Genomic DNA, 19,457 nt, shown 5'->3' on the forward strand with positions numbered 1-19,457 from the left:
GACGGTCTTCCACGGCCCGAAACGTTCGGGCAGGTCACGCCACTGCACCCCGGTCCGCACCCGGTGCAGAATCCCGTCGATCACCTGCCGGTGATTCCGCCACCTGCCACAACGCCCGTTACTGACCGGCAGGAACGGCCGCAGTCGTTCCCACTCGGCATCGCTCAGATCGCCCCGCCCCATGTCCACAGGAACGACTCGGGCACGGAGTAGTCACATGATTGGCCGGACAAGTCCTAGTTGATACGGCGGCCCCCGGGGTTCATCCCCTGGGGGCCGCGGCATAGATCACCGACCACCCCGGGCAGCACCTCACCTGTGCTGCGCCCGTATCGCCGAGCGCCACCGCGAGTACGTCCTCGGTAACGCGGTCCGTATCCGCCGAGCGCTGGACGAACTCACCGCCCCGTACGAGACGGCGGCCACGGACACCAGAACGACCACCGCGGACACAACGGCCGTCTGAGCAACACCATCTGACTCCCCCGGGCACAGGCCACCGCGGCCGGTGCCCGGTCCGACTCAAGACCCGTTACCACCCCGGCCCATGCGCTCGGGCACCTGTACCCGTCCCGGAGGGAAACCGTGAAAGCCACAGCTGACATCACCCCCACTACCGGTACCGATCTGGATGCGCGCCTGGCGGCGGCGATCCGCACGGTGATCGGGGAGATCAGCCGCACCGACGGGAAGGCCGCCGTCCTCCTGGCCTCCTTCTCGCTTCCTCTTGCGGTGCTCCTGGCCGCTGTTCCGGGGCGCAGCCTCCCGGCCTACGCCACCGTGCTGATCGGCATCGGCACCACGGGTCTGGTCGCGGCCATGCTCGTCGTCCTGTTCGTGGTCCGGCCGAACCTTTCCGGCATCCGGCGCGGGACCTTCCTCTACTGGGCGCGCTGCACGCCCCAGGAAGCCGCCGATGACGTTGGCGCGCTCGGCCCGGACGGCCAGGCCGAAGACCTCGTCCGGGTCTCCCGGATCGCACGCCGCAAGTTCCTCGGTATCCGGTGGGCCGGCGACATCACCGCCGCCTCGCTCACCGCCCTCGCCATCGGCTTACTCACCTCGATGTGACGGAGACCCCGTGACTTCTTCTTCCCTCACCGCAACCCGGGCCGGACTCGCCCGCCTCCGGCTGCCCCACCCGGCTTTGTACGTTCTCATCGGCGCGGCCGGCTCCGGGAAGACGGCCGTCGCCGCCGCCTTCCCGTCTGAGTGGCGGCTGTCCCTGGACGACTGCCGCGCGAGGGTGTCCGACGACGCCGGGGACCAGGGCGCGACGGCCCCCGCCCTGGCGGTCTTCCACGCCATCCTCGCGGGCCGCCTGGCCAATCGAATGCCGACGGTCGTGGACGCGACCAGCACGCACCACGCCCATCGGATCGCTCTGGTGGACCGGGCCCGCGCCCACAAGGTCCCGGCGGTCGCGCTCGTCGTCCGCACCTCGCTCGCACTTTGCCAGGCCCGCCAGCACACGCGGCCACCGGAACGGCAGGTGCCCCTGGACGTGGTCGCCCGCCAGCACCAGGGCGTCCCCTACACCGCGGAGCTGCTGCGGGAGGGCTTCGCCCAAGTCCACGACGTCACCGACCTCGACCTGCTGCGGATACTGCTGGAGCGCACGGCCGCCAGCCACGACCCGGCGGGTCTGCGGGCCGAGTTCCGGGCCGTCTTCGGCGACGACCTGGCCGCCGCTGCCGCTCCCCATCCCGTCCCCGGGCACCTGTTCCTCGCCGTCGCCGGACGCGAACTCCTAATTCGCCGCCAGGACGACGGCGACCCGTTCGACCACGGCTGGGAGGCCCGCCTCCACGAGCCCTGCCCCGACGGCTGCGACGGCGCCCTGTGGACCCCGGTCACCAGCCCGGCCGACCTCCTCTCGGTCCACCTCGGCGGCGATCCCGACGAAGCCCGCTGCGACACCTGCGACTCCCCCGCCCCCGGTCTTCTCCCGTTCCACCGCATGGAGGCATAGGCGTGTTCACCGACTTGGACGTCTCCCGGGAGGCACAGAGCCTCGACCTCACGGACACCACCGCGCAGCAGAAAGCCGCCGCTGCCCGCGTCGTCGCCCGCGCCGCCACCGGCCCCGACGACCTCCGCCACCTCCTCACCATCCTCGGCCTCCCCGCCGACACGACCCCCGCCTCCCCCAACACCTCTGACACCGCTGAAGGAGACACCATGAGCACCCCGGAAACCGAACCCACCGAGCAGCTCCTCGCGTGGGCCGACGACCACCCCGCCGCAACCATCCGCGCGCGGGCCGCCCGGGTCCGGGACGGGATCTCCGCCCTGCGTGAGCGCCGCGCCTCCGACGAGACCCAGCGTGCCGCCGAGGAGCGGGTCGCCAAGGCGCGTGCCGAGCTGAACCAGGCGCAGCGGGAGCTGAAGGCGGTCAGGAACCGGGCCGGCGCTGCGGGCGCCGGCGCGGAGGCGGAGCCTGTGCTGGTTGCGTCCGGGCGCCGGGACCGGGCGGCGATCCGTACCTGGGCCCGTGCGAACGGTCACGAGGTGGCAGATCGGGGCGTCATCCCGCAGCGCGTCGTCGATGCCTACGACGACGCCCACACCGCCCCGGACCGGCAGGCCGGCTGACCGCCGGTGATGGATTTCCGTGCCGCCCCCGCACCCCGAACGGGGTCTGCGGGGGCGGTCGCGGTGGTCCCTCACCACCCGCAGGGCGCCGGGAGCACCCGGCGCCCGCCGTTTCCCAGGAAGGACACCCCGATGGGCGTCACGATCACGAACACGTACGGCACCGCGCACCATGTCAGCGAGACCAACCCGGCCCGCGTCACCAGCTGCGACCGGTATCGGCTCCCCCTCGTCGGCGCCATCGCCCCGGGGAATCCCGGTTACGAGGACATGGTCGAGATGCTGAAGGACGACGGTCACGACACCCGTCCCGAGGGGTACGGGCTGATCTTCCTGGAGTCCGAGGAGTTCTCCGCCACGTACTTCGGGTCGATCGAGCAGATCGAGCAGTACCAGCGCGAGAACACCGACGGCAACGCGATCTTTGACGCCTCGCAGGGCGTCATGTACGCCCAGTGGCCCCACGGCAAGGGCTGGGACGACTTCCTCCCCCGCGTCTTCTGGAACCAGGCCCAGCGCGGCGGGATCGCGGACGGCGTCGGACTCGTCACCGCCTTCGCGCACACCGAGATCCCGGGTGCGGAGGTCATCGTCTTCGAGTTCGAGGGCGCGTGGCGCCCCGGCGGTGAGCCGCAGCAGCTGGTCACCTACCACTGCACCGCCTGCCACCTCGACACCTTCCACGACTGCGGGCACGTCCACGAGAACACCGGCCCCAGCAGCCGCCGCTGGGCCGCCCGCCAGGCCCGCCAGCACATCCTCAGCGCCCACCGGCACGGCGTCGGCGGCACGAACAGCGCCTGCCGTCCCAACAACGGCGAGATGCTGCGCGTCGTGAACCAGGTCGCCCGCGACATGTGGGGCACCACCGGCAACGCCCTCCCGGACACCGACGACGCCTACTGCGCCACCAAGGGCCCCTGCTCACTCATCCGCGAACTGCGCGCCGGAGTCCGCCCGCCCGTCTACCGCGCCTGACCGCCGACGTGCGCAGCCCGACCAACACCCGGTCACCGAACGGCTCCGGCCGCCAACACCCCTCCCCCGCCGCCGCTGTCTGACGGGCTCTCCGTGCCGCCCCGGCCCTCCGCGCCACGCGGGGCCGGGGCGGTCGCGCTGGCCCCTCAAGCACTGGCACGGAGAGGAGATGGGCGTCATGCCGCACACCGAGTTCTACGAGGTCGACGTCCCGATACGCAACACCAACCATCCCGCCCGGCAGGGTGTGCACGTCTTCACCGGCGTCGCCGACTCCCCCACCGCGGCCCTGCGCCGCGCCCACGAGGTCTACGACGCCGCGCTCACCGCACACGCGGCCGGACGGGAGATCCCCGGCAGGCAGCCGGACAGCTGGGGAGCGCGCGGGCTTCGGCCCGGCTGGGAGCTGGAGTGGCCCGCAGCGACGGCCGGCCCCTGGCACGAGACCCCCCGCAGCGACTTCGCGCTGTAGCTCCGCCCCGGGACAGGCACACATCGACGTCCAAACCAGTTCGCCTGTCCCGGGCCCATCCATCCCGCACAAGACGAAACGGAGAACCCCAGTATGTCGTCCCTCCCGCGCATTCAGAGCCGGTTCGGCCCACGCACCCTCCTACTGACCACCGCCGCCCTGCCACTGACCGGCTGGGCCGTCCACGCCCTCACCCTGCACAAGCGCCTCGCCGCCACCCGCCGCGACCCGCTCACCGGCCTGCTGCGCCGCGACGCCTACACCACCCGCGCCCGTCGGCTCCTCGCCCGCCACGGCGACGACACGACCGTGGTCATGGTCGACCAGGACCACTTCAAGGCCGTCAACGACGACTTCGGCCACGCGGTGGGCGACGCCGTCCTCGCCGAGATCGGGGCCCGGCTCACCGTGTGGGCGGGCCCGCGCGCGTCCGTCGGCCGCCTCGGGGGCGATGAGTTCGCCGCCGTCCTCCCGCTGCCTGCCGGCCGCCGCGTCCAGCGCCTGGAGCAGCTGGTGCGGATGCTGCGCACCCCGGTCGTCCTGGACGACGGCCGGACCGTCGACGTCGCCGCGTCGGTCGGCGCCGCGGCCCCGGCCTCGGTCGGCTCCCGCGACCTGACCGTGTTGCAGAGGGCCGCCGACGCCGCCCTGTACGACGGAAAGCACAGGGGCCGCGTCGTCCTCGCGACCGCCGCGCACGCCGCCGTGCCGTCTGTCAACGGCCGCCGCGCCGGGCGGCCGGGCACGGAGGTGTGGGGGCGGGCCGCATGAGCGCCACCGTGCTGCCCGAAGGGGACTGGATCCGGGGCATCAGCATCCGGCAGCCGTACGCGGCCTGCATCCTCACCGGGGCCAAGACGGTGGAGAACCGGCCCGTGAGGTGGCGGACCGGCTGGGTCCTGCTGCATACGAGCCAGACCGTCGACCGGCCCGCCCTGCGTGACCCGCTGATCAGCCGCACGATCCGCGACCGCCAGTTAATCACCGGCGCCGTCGACGGCGTCGCCCGGATCACCGACTGCCACCAGGACCCCGAGGGAACGGCGCCCTACTCCCAGTGGGCGTACCCGGGCGCCTGGCACCTCGTGCTCAGTGACGTCCAGGAGCTCCCCCTGCCCGTCCCCGCACGCGGGCAGGTCGTGCCGTGGAAGCCGACGCCGGACCTGCTGGAGCGCGTCCTTCAGCAGCTGTCCGGCTTCCGGCCGTGACCAGCACCCGTGGCAGGAACAAGAAGGAGCCGCCATTCGAGCCGGGACTGGTCCCGCCTCCCGGTGCGCTCCTCGAATGGCGCGACAGCCAGCACTACGACCGCTGGCAGGACCGCCCCTGCGCGCTGTGCGACAAGCCCACGCCGATGCGCTCCCACGCCTTGGAGCCCGTCCGCAAAGCGTGCGCCGAGAACTGGATCGCCGCGAACCCTGCTGAGGCCCGCCTCGGCCGGTTCGCCTCCGACACCCAGCCCAGGAGCACCCAGCGCGCCATCCACGCCTGAACCCTCCCTACCGGAGGCACCCATGAGCAGCACCGACCGCGCCGTCGACCACGCGCTCGCCTACCCCGAACCGCCCGCCTCGCACCTCTGGCACCGCCACGGCGCGAAGGCCCGGCCCCTCACCCCCGCCGAGCAGAAGCGCAACCGCCAGCTCCTGGTGCTCGCGCAGCACTCCCCCCGACCCCGCACTCCCCGCCCCACCGAGACCCTGGCGGAGGCCAGCTGATGGACACCAGGCACTGCGCCGTCGACGGCTGGGTCGACGCGATCCCCGTCCCCGGCCCGCGCGACACCGTCTCCTTCGACCTGGTCGTCCGGCCCGCCGACATCGACACCCTCGCCGACGACGCACCCGACACGATCGTCACCTGCACCAGCGGCGACCCCCGGATCACCCACGCGCTGCTGACCGGCATACAGCCCGGCGACCTGCTGCGCGTCACCGGCACCCTGGTCCCGCCCCAGGCACCCGGCGAGCCCGCCCGGCTCGCCGCCGACGCCCTGGAGATCCTGGACACCGCGCTCATCCCGACCCTCAGCGACATGGCCCTCGACCGGTACGCCGACTACGTCGTCATCTTCGACGGAGACCACGACCAGGTCCCCGTCTTCACCGCGAGCGGCCGGTGGGTCGGCCTGGCCGACAACCCCGACGCCATCACCACCCTCATCGACACCGACCAGCGCGTGAACGGCGGCGACGCCTGACAGCCACCGACACCACCACCCGCTGAACGACCCGACCGAGGCACACATGAGCGACACCGAGATGCTCCAGACGATCCGCTACACCGCCGACGTGGTGGCCCTGACGCCCGAGGGGAACGTCCTGCTGATCGAGCGCGGCTGGCCGCCGTGCGAGGGCACCTGGGCTCTGCCCGGCGGCCACGTCGACCCCGGCGAGACCAGCCGCGCGGCGGCTGCCCGCGAACTCGCCGAGGAGACTGGCGTCGATGTCACCGCCGACGCCCTGCGCCCGATCGGCGTCTGGGACACGCCCGACCGCGACCCGCGCGGCCGGTACATCACTGCCGCCTACGCGGCCGCCGTCCCCGCCGACACCACGCTCAGCGCCGGAGACGACGCCCGAACCGCCCGCTGGTGGCCCCTGGACGACCTCCCCGAACGACTCTCGTTCGACCACGCCGACATCCTCCGCGCAGCCACCGCCTCCACTCCCTGAGACACCACCACAAGACGCCAGAGCGCCGCCCCGACCTTCCCGGCCGGGGCGGCGCACTCCTGCATCTCCACCCGACTTCGAGCCCAGAGGCTCCATGACGACCGACGTGTTCATCAACTCCTTCGGCGCCCGCTGGCAGGACCCTCCGCCGCCCCGCACCGCCGAAGACGGCCTCGCTCTCCCCCGGACCCACCCCACCCGCGAACAGGAGCCCACCCGATGAAGTGCCTCTTCCGCTGTTGCGGCCACGTCCCCGGAGCCATCGCCCCGAAGGACCAGGCCGCCGTCGACGACTTGCCCGCGATGCTCACCGTCGTACGCTTCCCGGAGCCCTGGACGCCCGGCAGTGGCCGGGACGTCGCCGTGCGGGTCGGCCCGTTCATCGAACGCGCACACACAAGGCCCGGCGATGACCACGGCCTCGACATGATCGCCGTCACCCTGGTCCACCCCGACTCCCCACACGCTGGCGCCTGCCTCCACGGCCGCCAGCTCGGCTACAACTGCGACTGGCTCCGCTGCAAAACCACCTCCATCCTCGGCTTCTGGCAGCCCGGCTACACGATGCTCACCCACGCCGCCTCCGACCTGCCCCTGCCCGACGACATCGGCATGGACCCCGCCCACTACGCCCTCTACACCGAGGCCCGCAAGCGCGACGACACCCTCGACGCCCACACCCTGCTGTGCCTCGGCCCCTACACCCAGGTCCGGCATGCCCAGCAGGACCACGACCGGCTCACCGCCGCGCTGGACGGACGGGAGACCACCCTTGTGCCCGGGTTCCGCGTCTCCGCGAGGTTCGGGCCGTTCGACGTGAGCGACCACCAGCTGTTCACCGACCCGCACGAGGCCGACGCCGTCGCGGTCCTGGACACCGCCGTCGAGGGATGCGCGCACTCCGCAAGCTGACGCCGTACTCAACACCACCAGGCCCGTACGCCTTCTCACGAACCCGGGGGCGTACGGGCCTTTCTGTGATTCCGGGGCCGCACGGCGGATCGCACTTCTGCGGAGGCAGGAGCGAAGCTGCTGTCTCCATGGACCCGAGAAGCCGCAGCGAGTACCGAGAAGAACTGGCCTGCCTGATGCGGGAGCGATTCGGCCCGGTCAGAGAACGGCCGGTGCGGTACAGGGCAGCAGCGACTCTGACCTCGGGCAGCGGACTTTCCAGCGGCTCCAGCAGCCGGCCAAACCAGTTCAGGACGACCAGTGCGTCCGCCCGCACCGCCGGGACGGGATCAGTGGCGTACAACGGCTCGATCTGGCTCACGGCAGTGGTCCGGAACTCGGCCGACAGGAGATCGGCCACGGCCGCGACCACGCGGAGCGCGGCCCGGCGTACCGCGCGTTCGGGGTCCCTGAGGCAGGGCAGCAGCTCCGGGAGCACACGGCAGAGTTCGGCGCAGACAGCGGCCACCGGGCTGGTGGGCCAGTGAGGCGATTCGGCGTCCTCCGGATCGTGGTCGGCGAGGGTGGCGAGCAGCATCAGCAGTTCGACGCGCCTGTCCGGGACGTGGTGGACGGCGTGGGCGACGAAGGGGACGGCGGGTGCCGACGCCCGGTAGACCGTGCCCTGGTGGTGGATGGTGCCGAAAAGCTCGTCGATCGCCTCACCGGTCGCGTCCTCGTCGCCCTGGTAGAGCGCCCTGATCAGCTCGGGTACATCCCCGGCGGGGCCGTAGGCGTGGGTCAGGTCGTCCCACGGGACGCGGTCAAGCTCGGTGGGGGGTCTCATGGTCGTGCTCCTCTGTGTGCAGGAGCACGACCATAACGATCACCGCTGACAACGCCGTGCTGATGGAGAAGGGGCCTCCTCTGTGCCACCTATGTCCGTGTCGGCACCTGCTGCGGGGGCTGTGGGGCGGGCCGGGCGGGCGGGCCGGGGGGCGGGCGGTGAAATCGCGGTGACGCGGCGGGCGGCCGTCTGGGATAAATGCTGGACACGCATCCGACCCGTGAGGCTTCCCGTGACGATCACCTGGCGCAGACTCGACGTCTCCGACTTCCCGCAGCTGAGGGAGTGGCTCCTCCGGCCTCATGTCGCACGCTGGTGGAATCACGAGACCTCGCCCGAGGCGGTCGCGCGCGACTTCGGGCCGGCGGCCCGGGGCGAGGAGCCCTCGGAGGACTTCCTCGTCGCCGTCGACGGAACCCCGGTCGCCCTGGTGCAGCGGTGCTGGATCGCCGACTATCCGCAGTACATCGGCGACCTGGCGGCCCAGGCCGAGGTTCCCGAGAAGGCGATGACCGTCGACTATCTGATCGGTGACCCCGAGCTGACCGGCCGGGGGCTCGGCACCCGCATCATCCGGGCGATCGTCGCGGCCACCTGGACCGACCACCCGGAGGCGCGGAGCATCGTCGTCCCCGTCCACTCCGCCAACCGCGCCTCCTGGCGCGTGCTGGAGAAGGCGGGACTCCACCGCTACGCCGAGGCGTCCCTGGAGCCCGACAACCCCATCGACGACCGTGCGCACTTCGTCTACCGAATCGACCGCCCGGCCGACTGACCCGCCCCTGCTCCCCTCGATCGTGCCCCGGCCCGGTCCGGACGTCCCGGCCCGGTCCGGCCTCCGGATGCCACCGAGCCGGCCCACCGCAGAGCCTCCGTCGCCTGACCTGCGCACCAACGGTCGCGGACGCGGATCCATGGGGCCTAAGTCATGGTCAGGAGGTGGTCCGTGGGGCCGTAGTCGATCTTCCAGTCCGCGTAGACGCCCACCGCGCCGTCCTTCCGGCACCGCAGCCCGATCGTCACCCAGCGGACCGAACCGTCGCGGCCGAGCGAGAACGCGACCGCCGTCTCGAACTCCTCACCCCCGCACGGGCAGCCGGCCACGCCGGGATCCGCTTCCTCCCAGATCTCCTCGCTGTCCGCGAGGAACGCGCATCCGCCGCACCCCGTGCACACCCGCCCGGCTCCGCCCGCGACATCATCGACGAACACGGTGAACACGCGCCCGCCGCAGACGTCACAGACGGAAGGAACGATCTTCACCGGACGGTTCTCGTCAGCGCTCCGCAGAAACTCCGCGAGATCCACGGAGACACCCTCACCCACCTGATCATCAGCATGCACGGGCACATCGTTCCAGACACCCGAACCGGCACCCCGTCCACCGTGACCCGGGAGGTGCGGTGGCGGTGGCGGTGGCATCCCCCGGCACACGACCGGCTCAACGACCCCGCGCCGGGGTTGATCCCCGTACCGGAAAGAATCCGTGTTCGAGGCCCGGCCGGAGGGGACCCGCGGGCACGGCCGGAGAGCCCTGAGTCGTCGGTACGGTCGCCCTCGCCGCGATCCGGCTGTCGCCGCGAGGGTGACCCACCGGCCGGGGCGCGGACGCCGAGGAAGGTGAACGCGCCGGGGATACGGTCCAGGTAGAGGGCGCAGCGCTCGCCGTTGAGCGGGGGGAACGCGACGTGGAGGACGGTGACCGCGTCCCGGCCCTGTGTGCGGCGCGGACGGCGGGCGAGCGTGCGGGCCTCGTGTTCCGGGCAGGCCATGGCGGGGAACGGTTCGGTGGAAACCCACCTGGGCTCCCGCGTACCTCCGTATCACGCTCCTGCGGCCGGCAGCGATAGGACATGCTCACCCTGCTCTCCTGTGCTGCGGCCCGGATGGCGACGCAGGGGGCCGACGGCCCCTTGGGCGTCTGGGCGTCTGGGCAGCAGGCCGGTTCGTACAGTTTTCGGCCAACTCCCCTCTGGTGATCAACTGTTGTCCGGTGTGCGGAGGTCATCACGGGCGACAGTCTCCCCGGGACGCGTCGGGCCGGTCCCGAAGGCCCCTTCCCCTGGTGTGCCGGGGAGCCCGCTGGAGTGAGGAGCATCCGATGACGGAACGAACAGCGACGCGCGGCAGGGCGGGAGCACGGAGGCGGAAAATCCGTATGGCGCTGGTGGCGGCGCTCACGGCCGGTATCGCCGCGAGTGTCCTCACCGTCCCCGCCCAGGCCGGGCCGGGACACGCCCCCGGTCCGAATCCGCGCCACGAAGCGACCCAGCAGGCACTGGACGACCTCGTCCGGCAGGGCGCCCCCGGTGTCATCGCCCAGGTCCGTACCGGGGACCGGGTGTGGAACGGCACCGCGGGTGTCGCCGACCGCACCACCGGCAAGGCGAGGCAGGCGAATGAACGTTTCCGCATCGCCAGCATCACCAAGACCTTCGTGGCCGCCACCCTGCTCGACCAGGAGGCCGACGGGCTGCTCAGCCTCGACGACACCGTGGAGAAGTGGCTCCCCGGAGTCGTCCGGGGCAACGGCAACGACGGCCGGGCGATCACGGTGCGGCAGTTGCTGAACCACAGCAGCGGGCTGCGCGAGTACATGAGCGACCCGGAGTACCGGCGGAAATTCTTCACCAAGGAGTATCTGAAGAGCCGCTACGAGACCTGGCCCCCGCTGCGGACCGTAGGCGTGGGGCTGGGCCACCGGCCCGACTTCGCCCCCGGTGACCGTCACGCCTACTCCAACACCGGCTATGTCCTCGCCGGGATGATCATCGAGAAGGCCGGCGGGAACCCGTACGCCCATGAGATCCGCGAGCGCGTCCTCAAGCCCCTCGGGCTGCGCCGGACCACCATGCCCGGGAACAGCGTGACCATGCCGGGGCCGCACCCCCGGATGTACTCCTTCCTCAGCGCCGACCCCAACGCGACCGAGATCCACGACGTGACCGAGCAGAACGCCTCCCAGGCGTTCGGCGACGGCGACATGATCTCCACGACGGGCGATGTCAGCCGGTTCCTGCGAGGGCTGCTGGCCGGCCGGCTGCTGCCCCCGAAGCAGCTCGACGCGATGAAGCGGATGCTGCCCAACGCCGGTCAGGTCGAGGGGTACGAGGCGTACGGCCTCGGTCTCTACCGGTATCGCACCAGCTGCGGCACCACGGTCTACGGCCACAGCGGCGGAGCCGCGGGCGGTGGCAGCGAGGCCGTCGCCACGGAGGACGGCCACCGGTCCGTCGCGTTCAATGTCAACGCGGACTTCGCCTGGTCCCCGCAGATCGTGGAATCGGTGTTCTGCGGTGGGCCGACCCCCGCAAAGCGTCCGCCGACACCCTAGCCGCCGGGCGGGTGCGGACCGGTTCCGCAGGGCGTGATGGGCCGGAGCGGTACGGACGGCTCGTGGCGGACCCGGTACGCGCGTTTGTGCGGGTGGGCGCTGGACGGTGCCTCCTCCTGGATGCTCCCCCCGAGGGAGCATCCAGGAGCCACACAACCGCGGCCGCGAAATCCGCATCTTCGAGGGGATGACGATCGAGCGAATAACCGAGCGCGCCGCAAGATTTTTCGACAAAAGAGCGAAAAGGTAGCGGAAATTTCTCCCCGCTCAATGTTTGAACGGGGCTCCGGTGAAAATCATGCACACGATTTCATGGATTCATGAAAATTAAATGATGTGATTCAAGTCATTCTCTGGCTGTAGTTGAAGAGGGGCGGGCGGGCTATCGTTGGGACTCCGTGAGTGAACACGTCCAAACGGGGGCTTCGTGCGTTTCAGCATGTTGGGACCGCTGACAGCGGAATACAACGGAGAGGGCGTTCCTCTCGGAGGAATCCGCCAGCGGGCCTCTCTCGCTTTCCTGTTGATCTATCCGAACACTCCAGTGAGCACCCAGCGTCTTGTCGGCGCCCTGTGGGATACGGACGAGCCGACGACGGCCCGGAAGAGCGTCCAGAACTCGATATCAGGGCTGCGTAAGCTACTCCTCGCCCATGGTCGACCGGATGACTCGCCGGTCGAACTGCACAGGGAAAGGCAGGGATATGTGCTAAGGGTTCCGCCCGAGCACATCGACCTCGACCGCCACCGCCTGCTCCTCGACCGCAGCGCCAGGGAACTGGCGGCCCAGTCCTGGGGATCGGCCGCCCGCACGCTGCGCGAGGCCCTGGGCCTGTGGCGCGGCGAGGTCCTCGCCGACCTGGTCGAGGCCGGGATCGAGTGGCCCGAGCTGTCAGCGGTACGCGAGGCCAGATGGAAGGCGTTGGAGGACCGGGTCATCGCCGATCTGATGCTGGGCTGCCACCGCGAGGTGGTCGCCGAGCTGAGTCTGGCGGCGGACGCGGAACCCACCCGGGAGAGGCTGTGCCGGCTGCACATGGTGGCGCTGTACCGGACCGGACGACAGGCCGACGCCCTGGAGGTCTGCCGCCGCACCCGCTCGGTGCTGGCACAGCGGTTCGGGGCCGGTCCCGGCCATCAGCTGCGCGACCTGGAACAGCACATACTGTCCCACGACCCCGAGCTGACGACCCCCACCGCTGTCCTCCGGCTGGCCGCATGAGCACCGTCACGGCCGCGGGAGATCTCCGGTTCCATGTGCTGGGGCCACTGGAGGTGCTCAGGAACGGCACACCGCTCCCTCTCGGAGGCATCAAACAGCGCACGGCCCTGAGCTATCTGCTGCTGCATCCCAACCGGGTCGCCTCCACCAACCAGCTGGTCTCCGCGCTGTGGGACGGCCCCCCGCCCGCCTCGGCCCGCAAAATGGTCCAGAACGCGGTGTGGCGGCTGCGCAAGCTGCTGCACCTCGACGAGGAGCCCGCCGCTCCGGGCGGTATCTGCCTCCAGTCCCGCCCGCCCGGCTATCTGCTGCGGGTGGACCCCCGGGCCATCGACCTCTACCACTTCCATGAGCTGGTCGCGGAGGGACGGGCCCGGATGCGAGCCGGCGGGGCAGCGGAGGCGTCCCCGGTCTGGCGCCAGGCGCTCGCCCTGTGGCGCGGCCCCCTCCTCGCCGACCTGGCCGACGGCGGGGTGATCTGGCCGGAGATCAAGGCGGCCGCGGCCACGCGACTGGACGTCCTGGAGGAGTACTTCGACGCCGAGCTGGCCCTGGGACGGCACCACGCGGTGCTGCCCGAACTCCAGATGATCAGTCAGGCCGAACCCCGCCGCGAGCGGCTGACGGGACAGCTCATGCTGTCACTGCACCGCAGCGGGCGGCAATCCGACGCACTCGGCATCTATCGGGCCCACAGCACCAAGCTCGTCGCCGAGTTCGGCCTGGACCCGGGCCGAGAGCTCCAGGAACTCCACCAGGCCGTCCTCACCGACGACCCGGCCCTCCGATACGTACCGTCGAACGGCACCATCCAGGTGCGCCCGGAGCCCCGGACCCAGCCGCCGACCGCCACCGACGTCGCCGCGCCCGCACCCAACACGGCCGGCACCGTACCCTCCAAGGCCGGGTCCCCACCCCCCACGGCCGGGTCCGCACCCTCCGTGATCGGGTCCGTACCCTCCACGGCAAGGCCCGCGGCCACCGGCCGGCTGGTCCTTGAGCACAAGGAAGTCGGCGTCGCACTCATCAACGCGGTCTCCCCGGCGGCTCCCGACGGCTCCGACATGGAGCACATCGACGCCGAGCTGGAGGCTCTCCATGAGGTCGTCGTGGCCGAGGCAGACCGGTTCGGCGGCGCCGTCTCGGGAAAGCTCGGCTCCTACTGGCTCATCATCTTCGGCGCCCGGCGCAGCCACGACAACGATGCCATGCGGGCGGTGCTGACCGTACTCGCCATCCGGCACCGCCTCCGCTCACAGGGCACGAGCCCGTTCCGTCTCCGCGCGGCGGTCGATGTCGGTCATGCCCTGGTGCGCCACGGCGACGACGAAGCGGATCCACCGACCGTGACCGGCCCGGCACTGGAACGGCCGCTGGCCCTGCTCCCCCTCGTCCCCCTGGACGAGGTATGGGTCAGCGAGGGCACCCGGGAACAGACCACCAACCTGCTCGACTACCAGCGGGCCCGGACCCACTCGGCCATGTGGACGGTGAAGGGGGTCCGGCGCGCCACCGTGCGCGGCCCGCGACTGCCGCTGTTGGGCCGTGACGACTGTCTGCGGACCCTCACGGGCGTGCTCGACACCGGTGCGGCGGGCCAACGGGTCACCCTCGTGGTCGGCGGCAGCGGGATGGGCAAGAGCGCGGTACTGGAGGAGTTCGAGCGGGTGGTCGCCGAGCGCGACCCGGCGGCGCGGCCCCTGGTGGCCCATCTGCTGCCGTGCACGGTCGACGACAGTCCCCTGTGCGTCATCGCCGAGGAGCTGGCGGCCTGTTGCGGCATCGAGACCTGGGACCCCCCAGGGACCGCACGGGCGAAGCTGTGGACGACGATCGAGCGGGTGGCGGCGGACCCGGCCGAGGCGCAGCGGCTCTTCGAGCGGCTGCTGGTCCCTCTGGGGCAGGTGGCACACCACGAGCGGGGGGCCGTTCCCGAGGATGTGGTCGCGGCCTGGTGCACACTGTTGGAGCGGCTGGCCGCGGAACGGACCGTGGTGGTCGTGATCGACGATCTGCACGCGGCGGACGAGTCCGTTCTCCAGCTCATCGACCCTCTGGTGGGCCGGACGGGCTCCGCCCGGCTGAAGGTGGTGGCCGCGGCCCGGCCCGAGGTGTTTCTGCGGCGTCCGCTCTGGAGGACGGCGGGTGGCCCGCTGATGACCGTCGAGCTGCCGCGCCTGCCCGACACCGTCATTGCGGAGCTGGCGCGGACCGTCCTCGAAGCGGGCGGGGCACGGGGGCGGTCGGCCGGGCCGGTGCGCGAACTCGTCGAGACGACGACGGCGCTGGCCGACGGCAACCCGATGTTCGCGGGGGAGCTGGCCGGGATGGCGCTGCGGCGGATCCTGCAGGGCGACATGGCTCGGGAGGAACGCGGGGAGACGGAGGAGCGCGGGGAGACGGAGCGGGGCATGCTGCCGTCAGCGGTCGGACGGGTGCTCGCGGCACAGCTGGACGTCCTGCCCGCCGCCCTGAGGACGCTCGCGCAGGATGCCGCCATGCTGGGCGAGACGGTGCGCCCGGAAGGCGTCGCGGCGCTGCGCAGGCCACGGCGGGAGACCACGGCGGAGGTGGCCCGGGCCCTTGACGAGCTGGTCCACCTCGGCGTACTGACGACCGCCCCGGCAGGCGCCGACGGCACGCCCCGGTTCACCTTCCGGCAGCCGCTGTTGCGCGAAGTGGCCTACACCCGGCTCCCGCGGACCCAGCGAGCCGCCCGGCATGCCGCGATGGCACACAGGGAAGGCCGCTCCCGGGCACCGGGCGGGTCCCTCCGCCCGGTCGCGCCCGATCTGTTACGCCTGGCCTCGGTCATCCGGCGACTGCGCGACCCGGCCCGGGAGGAACCCGCCTCCCGGGCCGTGCCCGCCACGCTGTAGGCGTCCGCTTCACCGCTGCCCGGCGGTGATCACCCGGTTCGGGTCCGGGGTGTCGGCATGGAGCAGGGCCACCTCGGCCGCGCGGCGCTCGACGACGGCGTGCTGGTTGAGGTAGCCCTTGTCCGTGATCTCACCGCTGTCGATGCTCGGCGGTTCGGCGACGAGCACCAGCCGGGCGACGCGTGAGGCGGCACCGGCGCCCTCGTTGAGTGCGGCCAGGGCCGTGCCGAGGTGGCGGCGGAGACCGTCGTGCGCCAGCAGGTCGGCGACATCGGCGACCTGGGTGCCCAGCAGTTCGTTGACCCGGCCGAGCGCCGGCCAGGCGATGGCGGCGACGTCCGGCCGGTCGGCGCCGACGAGGACGGCATCGGAGAGCACCCCGGCGGCCGAGAGCAGCGCGTTGCGCAGCCGGCCAGCGGCGACCCAGGTGCCGGTGGCGAGCTTGAAGTCCTCGGCGATGCGACCGTCGAAGGCCAGTCCCCGGCGGGGGTCACCGTCCGCGTCGAGCAGGCGGGCCGCGTCCCCGGTGCGGTAGTAGCCCTCTTCGTCGAAGGCGTCGGACAGGTCGGCGCCCACATAGGCGGGGGTGACCGAGGGACTTCGTACCCGGAGTTCGGCCCGGCCGTCCACCGGGGCGAGCTTCAGTTCGACACCGGGCAGGGGGATGCCGATGCCGTCGTGCACACCACCCCAGGTGGAGCTGGCCGCGGGCCCGGTCTCGGTGGCGCCCCATGAGGACACCACGGGAATGTCACGGCCTGTCGCGGTACGGGCGACCGCCCGCAGCCGCTCCCGCAGCGCGTCCGGCAGATCGGCCCCGGCGTACAGGACGACCCTCGCGCGGGACAGCACCCGCTCGGCGAGGGCGGGGTCGCTCTCCAGCACCTGGGTGAGTTGGGTGTAGCCGGCCGGTACGTTGACGAGGACGGTGGGTGGCATCCGGCGCAGCGCGTCGATGGTACGGGGGAGCGCCTCGGGAAGGGGTGACCCGTCGTCGATGAACAGGCTGCCTCCGTTGCACAGCACCAGGTTCAGGTTGTGGTTGCCGCCGAAGGTGTGGCTCCAGGGCAGCCAGTCGGTGAGCACCGGCGGCTCGTCCACCAGGTGCGGCCAGATCTGCCGGAGCATCTGCTGGTTGGCGCAGAGCATCCGGTGGGTGTTGAGCACCCCTTTGGGGATGCCCGTGGAACCCGAGGTGAACAGGATCTTCGCCACGGTGTCGGGTCTCAGGCCGTTCCGGGCGCGCTCCACCGCGTCGGTGACGGGCGTGCGGCGCAGCGCTTCGACGGTCGTGTCCCCTTCGCCCGGCCGGCGGGAGACCACCGTCGCGGGCGAGGTGCCCGCGGCGTCGGCGGCGGCGGTCAGGGCCCGGCGGTACCGGTCGCCGTCGTCGGCGTACACCACCCCGGGCCGTACCAGGGTGGCGATGGCGCGCAGCCGTGCCAGGTCGGTGCTCCGTACCGAGTAGGCCACGCTGACGGGTGCGGCCGGCACTCCGGTGAGATAGCAGGCGAGGGTGAGCACCAGGTGGTCCAGGGAGTTGCCGGACAGCAGCAGGACCGGCTTCTCGGGGCCGCATCCCTGGTTCAGATATGCCTGGCCGAGGGCGGTGGCGGCCTCGGCCGCCGCGCCGTAGGTCAGGGTGCGCCACGCGTCTCCGTCCCGCTCGGCCGCGAGCACCCGGTCCGGGTGGGCGGCGGCCCCGTGGAGGAACGCGTCGGCGAGCGTGGACGGGTGGTCCCCCAGTTCTTCGGCGACGCGCAGGATCCGGCTGCCGTCGGGACGTTCCTCGCAGGTGACCTCGGCGTACGGGGCTACGGGTGCGCTCATTCCGCGACCTCGCCCATCTCCACCCGCAGGGTCTCCAGTGTGACGCGGGAGCGCAGCTCTCCGGAGGCGATCAGGAGGGCGACGCGTTCGATGTCGGTGTCCAGTGGCCGGTCGCGGTCGAGGAAGGTGCTGAGGCCGCGCACCGCGTCGTACGCGGCCCTGGTCGGCGGGCTCAGGACGTCCAGGCCGCGCAGGTCGGCCGCCTGGCACAGGGCGATGAGATGGACCGCGGCGACGCGCTGGACGAGTTCGACGACCGAGCGGGCGTCGCGGGCCGCGATGGTGCCCATGCTGACCTTGTCCTGGTTGTGTGCCTCGGTCGAGCGGGAGAACGAGGCGGCCGGCATGGTCCACTTCAGTGCCTCCGCGGCCAGCGCGGAGGCACTGATCTGCATGCCCTTGAAGCCGTGGAAGAGCCCGGCCTCGAACGCGCCGGGGTCCAGTCGCGGAATGAGGTTCGGGGTGAGGCCGTTGTTGAACTTCTCGTCGACGACCAGTTCCAGTTGCCGGTCCAGCAGGTCGCCGACGCTGGCGACGGCGGTCTTCAGCGCGTCCATGGCCTGGGCGACATGCCCGCCGTAGAAGTTGCCGCCGTTGCATACGGTGCCGGTGGCCACGTCGAACAGCGGATTGTCGTTGGCGGAGTTGATCTCGACGGTGATCCACCGCTGTGCCCACTCGGCGGTGTCGTGCAGGACGCCGGTGACATGGGGGGCGCAGCGCACGGAGTAGTGGTCCTGGATCGGGCGTTCCAGCTCCCCGAAGTCGCCGTCGGGGCGGCGGAGCAGCGGGTCGGGGCCGGTGTCGGCGGTGAGCATCGCCCGGATCGCCGCCGCGCTGGCCACCATGCCGTCGTGGGGCTTGGCCTTCTCGAAGAGGAAGGGGGTGAAGTGTGAGGGGTTGCCGAGCAGGACTTGGCTGGTCAGCGCGGTGCAGAGGTCGGCGGCGTAGGCCAGTTCGCGGGCGTCGTGCAGTGCCAGGACGGCGAAGCCGGACATGAAGGAGGTGCCGTTGACCAGGGCGAGGCCTTCCTTGGCCTCCAGGGTTATCGGGGTCAGGCCGCATTCCGCGAGGGCTTGCGCGGCGGGCTTCTCCTCCCCCGCGTGGGTGACCGTGCCGCGTCCGGTGAGGGCGGCGGCGAGGTAGCTCAGGGGTACCAGGTCGCCGCTGGCGCCGACCGAACCGCGCTCCGGGATGCGCGGCAGGATGTCCGCGTTGAGCATGTCGATCAGTGCGGTGACCAGTTCCGGCCGTACCCCGGACACGCCGCGGGCGAGGCAGTTGGCCCGTACGGTCATGGTGGCCCGTACGACGTCGTCCTTGGCCTGTGGTCCGGTGCCCGCGGACAGGAAGCTGATCAGGTTTTCCTGGAGGTGGTCGGTTTTGCGCTGGGATATCTGGCGGGCGCTGCTGTCGCCGAATCCGGAGGTCACTCCGTAGATGGGGGTGCCGCCGTCGATCAGGGTGTGCTTGAGCGCGTTGGAGGTCGCGATGCGCGCGGCGGTGTCGGGGGTCAGGGTGACGGCCCGGGTGCCGGGGTGCCGGGCGAGGGTGACGATGTCCTCGACCGCGAGGCCGTGTCCGTCGAGGGACACCTCGCGCAGGCCGGTTCGCCGTCCGATGGGTGTGAGCATGATCCTGTCATCTCCTACTGCGGGAAACAGCCGGGCGCGCCGGGGAACGGGAGGAAGAGCTGGAGGAGGAGGGGAAGGAGGAGTGGAAGGAGGGGGAGCA

General features: G+C 71.7%; 22 protein-coding genes. 17 read left to right on the forward strand and 5 right to left on the reverse strand.

Annotated features, from left to right (window positions below):
* A partial coding sequence (locus tag ABT354_RS30820) for a transposase (RefSeq protein ID WP_351499850.1) occupies window positions 1–183 on the reverse strand: 183 nt, incomplete at its 3' end.
* A gap of 402 nt (window positions 184–585) precedes the next feature.
* Here ABT354_RS30820 and ABT354_RS30825 point away from each other — a divergent pair.
* The 13 genes from ABT354_RS30825 (at window position 586) to ABT354_RS30885 (ending at window position 7,632) form a co-directional block, all read left to right on the forward strand.
* Window positions 586–1,071: a Pycsar system effector family protein gene (locus ABT354_RS30825; RefSeq protein ID WP_351499852.1), complete on the forward strand. Its 486-nt coding sequence runs from the start codon at window positions 586–588 to the stop codon at window positions 1,069–1,071.
* Window positions 1,072–1,081: 10 nt separating this feature from the next.
* A complete protein-coding gene (locus ABT354_RS30830) occupies window positions 1,082–1,972 on the forward strand; it encodes an AAA family ATPase (RefSeq protein WP_351499854.1) in 891 nt (296 codons plus the stop codon).
* A gap of 2 nt (window positions 1,973–1,974) precedes the next feature.
* Window positions 1,975–2,595 (forward strand): Lsr2 family DNA-binding protein, encoded by a 621-nt coding sequence (locus ABT354_RS30835; protein WP_351499856.1) that lies wholly within the window; start codon window positions 1,975–1,977, stop codon window positions 2,593–2,595.
* Between the two features lie 132 nt (window positions 2,596–2,727).
* The gene (locus tag ABT354_RS30840; RefSeq protein WP_351499858.1) at window positions 2,728–3,573 is read left to right on the forward strand and encodes a hypothetical protein; all 846 of its coding nucleotides are present in this window, start codon (window positions 2,728–2,730) and stop codon (window positions 3,571–3,573) included.
* Window positions 3,574–3,751: 178 nt separating this feature from the next.
* Window positions 3,752–4,045, forward strand: a complete 294-nt coding sequence (locus ABT354_RS30845) for a hypothetical protein (protein WP_351499860.1) — start codon at window positions 3,752–3,754, stop codon at window positions 4,043–4,045.
* Between the two features lie 93 nt (window positions 4,046–4,138).
* Complete coding sequence (locus ABT354_RS30850) at window positions 4,139–4,816, forward strand: GGDEF domain-containing protein (protein WP_351499862.1); 678 nt, start codon at window positions 4,139–4,141, stop codon at window positions 4,814–4,816.
* A complete protein-coding gene (locus ABT354_RS30855) occupies window positions 4,813–5,253 on the forward strand; it encodes an ASCH domain-containing protein (protein ID WP_351499864.1) in 441 nt (146 codons plus the stop codon). The genes ABT354_RS30850 and ABT354_RS30855 overlap by 4 nt, the downstream gene beginning before the upstream one ends.
* Window positions 5,250–5,537 carry a hypothetical protein gene (locus tag ABT354_RS30860; protein WP_351499866.1) on the forward strand — a complete coding sequence of 96 codons (288 nt, stop codon included), beginning with the start codon at window positions 5,250–5,252 and terminating at the stop codon, window positions 5,535–5,537. Before ABT354_RS30855 ends, ABT354_RS30860 begins: the two co-directional genes overlap by 4 nt.
* Window positions 5,538–5,559: 22 nt before the next feature.
* A complete protein-coding gene (locus tag ABT354_RS30865; RefSeq protein ID WP_351499868.1) occupies window positions 5,560–5,763 on the forward strand; it encodes a hypothetical protein in 204 nt (67 codons plus the stop codon).
* The gene (locus ABT354_RS30870) at window positions 5,763–6,245 is read left to right on the forward strand and encodes a hypothetical protein (RefSeq protein WP_351499870.1); all 483 of its coding nucleotides are present in this window, start codon (window positions 5,763–5,765) and stop codon (window positions 6,243–6,245) included. The genes ABT354_RS30865 and ABT354_RS30870 overlap by 1 nt, the downstream gene beginning before the upstream one ends.
* Window positions 6,246–6,291: 46 nt before the next feature.
* Window positions 6,292–6,720: an NUDIX domain-containing protein gene (locus ABT354_RS30875; protein WP_351499872.1), complete on the forward strand. Its 429-nt coding sequence runs from the start codon at window positions 6,292–6,294 to the stop codon at window positions 6,718–6,720.
* Between the two features lie 94 nt (window positions 6,721–6,814).
* Complete coding sequence (locus ABT354_RS30880) at window positions 6,815–6,943, forward strand: hypothetical protein (RefSeq protein WP_351499874.1); 129 nt, start codon at window positions 6,815–6,817, stop codon at window positions 6,941–6,943.
* Window positions 6,940–7,632 (forward strand): hypothetical protein, encoded by a 693-nt coding sequence (locus ABT354_RS30885; protein ID WP_351499875.1) that lies wholly within the window; start codon window positions 6,940–6,942, stop codon window positions 7,630–7,632. Before ABT354_RS30880 ends, ABT354_RS30885 begins: the two co-directional genes overlap by 4 nt.
* On the opposite strand, the gene ABT354_RS30890 is transcribed toward ABT354_RS30885, so the two are convergent.
* Window positions 7,556–8,458 carry a hypothetical protein gene (locus tag ABT354_RS30890; protein WP_351499877.1) on the reverse strand — a complete coding sequence of 301 codons (903 nt, stop codon included), beginning with the start codon at window positions 8,456–8,458 and terminating at the stop codon, window positions 7,556–7,558. The genes ABT354_RS30885 and ABT354_RS30890 overlap by 77 nt on opposite strands.
* Window positions 8,459–8,690: 232 nt before the next feature.
* Between ABT354_RS30890 and ABT354_RS30895 the strand changes: the two genes are divergently transcribed.
* A complete protein-coding gene (locus tag ABT354_RS30895) occupies window positions 8,691–9,233 on the forward strand; it encodes a GNAT family N-acetyltransferase (protein ID WP_351499879.1) in 543 nt (180 codons plus the stop codon).
* 146 nt (window positions 9,234–9,379) lie between these two features.
* Here the strand turns inward: ABT354_RS30895 and ABT354_RS30900 are convergent, their stop codons facing one another.
* On the reverse strand, window positions 9,380–9,802 hold the full coding sequence (locus ABT354_RS30900) for a hypothetical protein (protein ID WP_351499881.1): 423 nt from the start codon (window positions 9,800–9,802) through the stop codon (window positions 9,380–9,382).
* 757 nt (window positions 9,803–10,559) lie between these two features.
* On the opposite strand from ABT354_RS30900, the gene ABT354_RS30905 reads away from it, so the two are divergent.
* The 3 genes from ABT354_RS30905 (at window position 10,560) to ABT354_RS30915 (ending at window position 15,893) form a co-directional block, all read left to right on the forward strand.
* The gene (locus tag ABT354_RS30905; RefSeq protein WP_351499883.1) at window positions 10,560–11,792 is read left to right on the forward strand and encodes a serine hydrolase domain-containing protein; all 1,233 of its coding nucleotides are present in this window, start codon (window positions 10,560–10,562) and stop codon (window positions 11,790–11,792) included.
* A 544-nt stretch (window positions 11,793–12,336) separates the two neighbouring features.
* Window positions 12,337–13,014, forward strand: a complete 678-nt coding sequence (locus tag ABT354_RS30910; protein ID WP_351499885.1) for an AfsR/SARP family transcriptional regulator — start codon at window positions 12,337–12,339, stop codon at window positions 13,012–13,014.
* Window positions 13,011–15,893, forward strand: a complete 2,883-nt coding sequence (locus ABT354_RS30915; RefSeq protein WP_351499887.1) for an ATP-binding protein — start codon at window positions 13,011–13,013, stop codon at window positions 15,891–15,893. The genes ABT354_RS30910 and ABT354_RS30915 overlap by 4 nt, the downstream gene beginning before the upstream one ends.
* 9 nt (window positions 15,894–15,902) lie before the next feature.
* Here ABT354_RS30915 and ABT354_RS30920 read toward each other — a convergent pair whose 3' ends face one another.
* Together ABT354_RS30920 and ABT354_RS30925 are read right to left on the reverse strand one after the other, a co-directional pair.
* On the reverse strand, window positions 15,903–17,723 hold the full coding sequence (locus ABT354_RS30920) for an AMP-binding protein (protein WP_351499889.1): 1,821 nt from the start codon (window positions 17,721–17,723) through the stop codon (window positions 15,903–15,905).
* On the reverse strand, window positions 17,720–19,357 hold the full coding sequence (locus tag ABT354_RS30925) for an HAL/PAL/TAL family ammonia-lyase (protein WP_351499891.1): 1,638 nt from the start codon (window positions 19,355–19,357) through the stop codon (window positions 17,720–17,722). Before ABT354_RS30925 ends, ABT354_RS30920 begins: the two co-directional genes overlap by 4 nt.
* Window positions 19,358–19,457 lie beyond the last annotated feature (100 nt).

Source organism: Streptomyces sp. NPDC000594 (assembly GCF_040299965.1).
GTDB lineage: Bacteria > Actinomycetota > Actinomycetes > Streptomycetales > Streptomycetaceae > Streptomyces.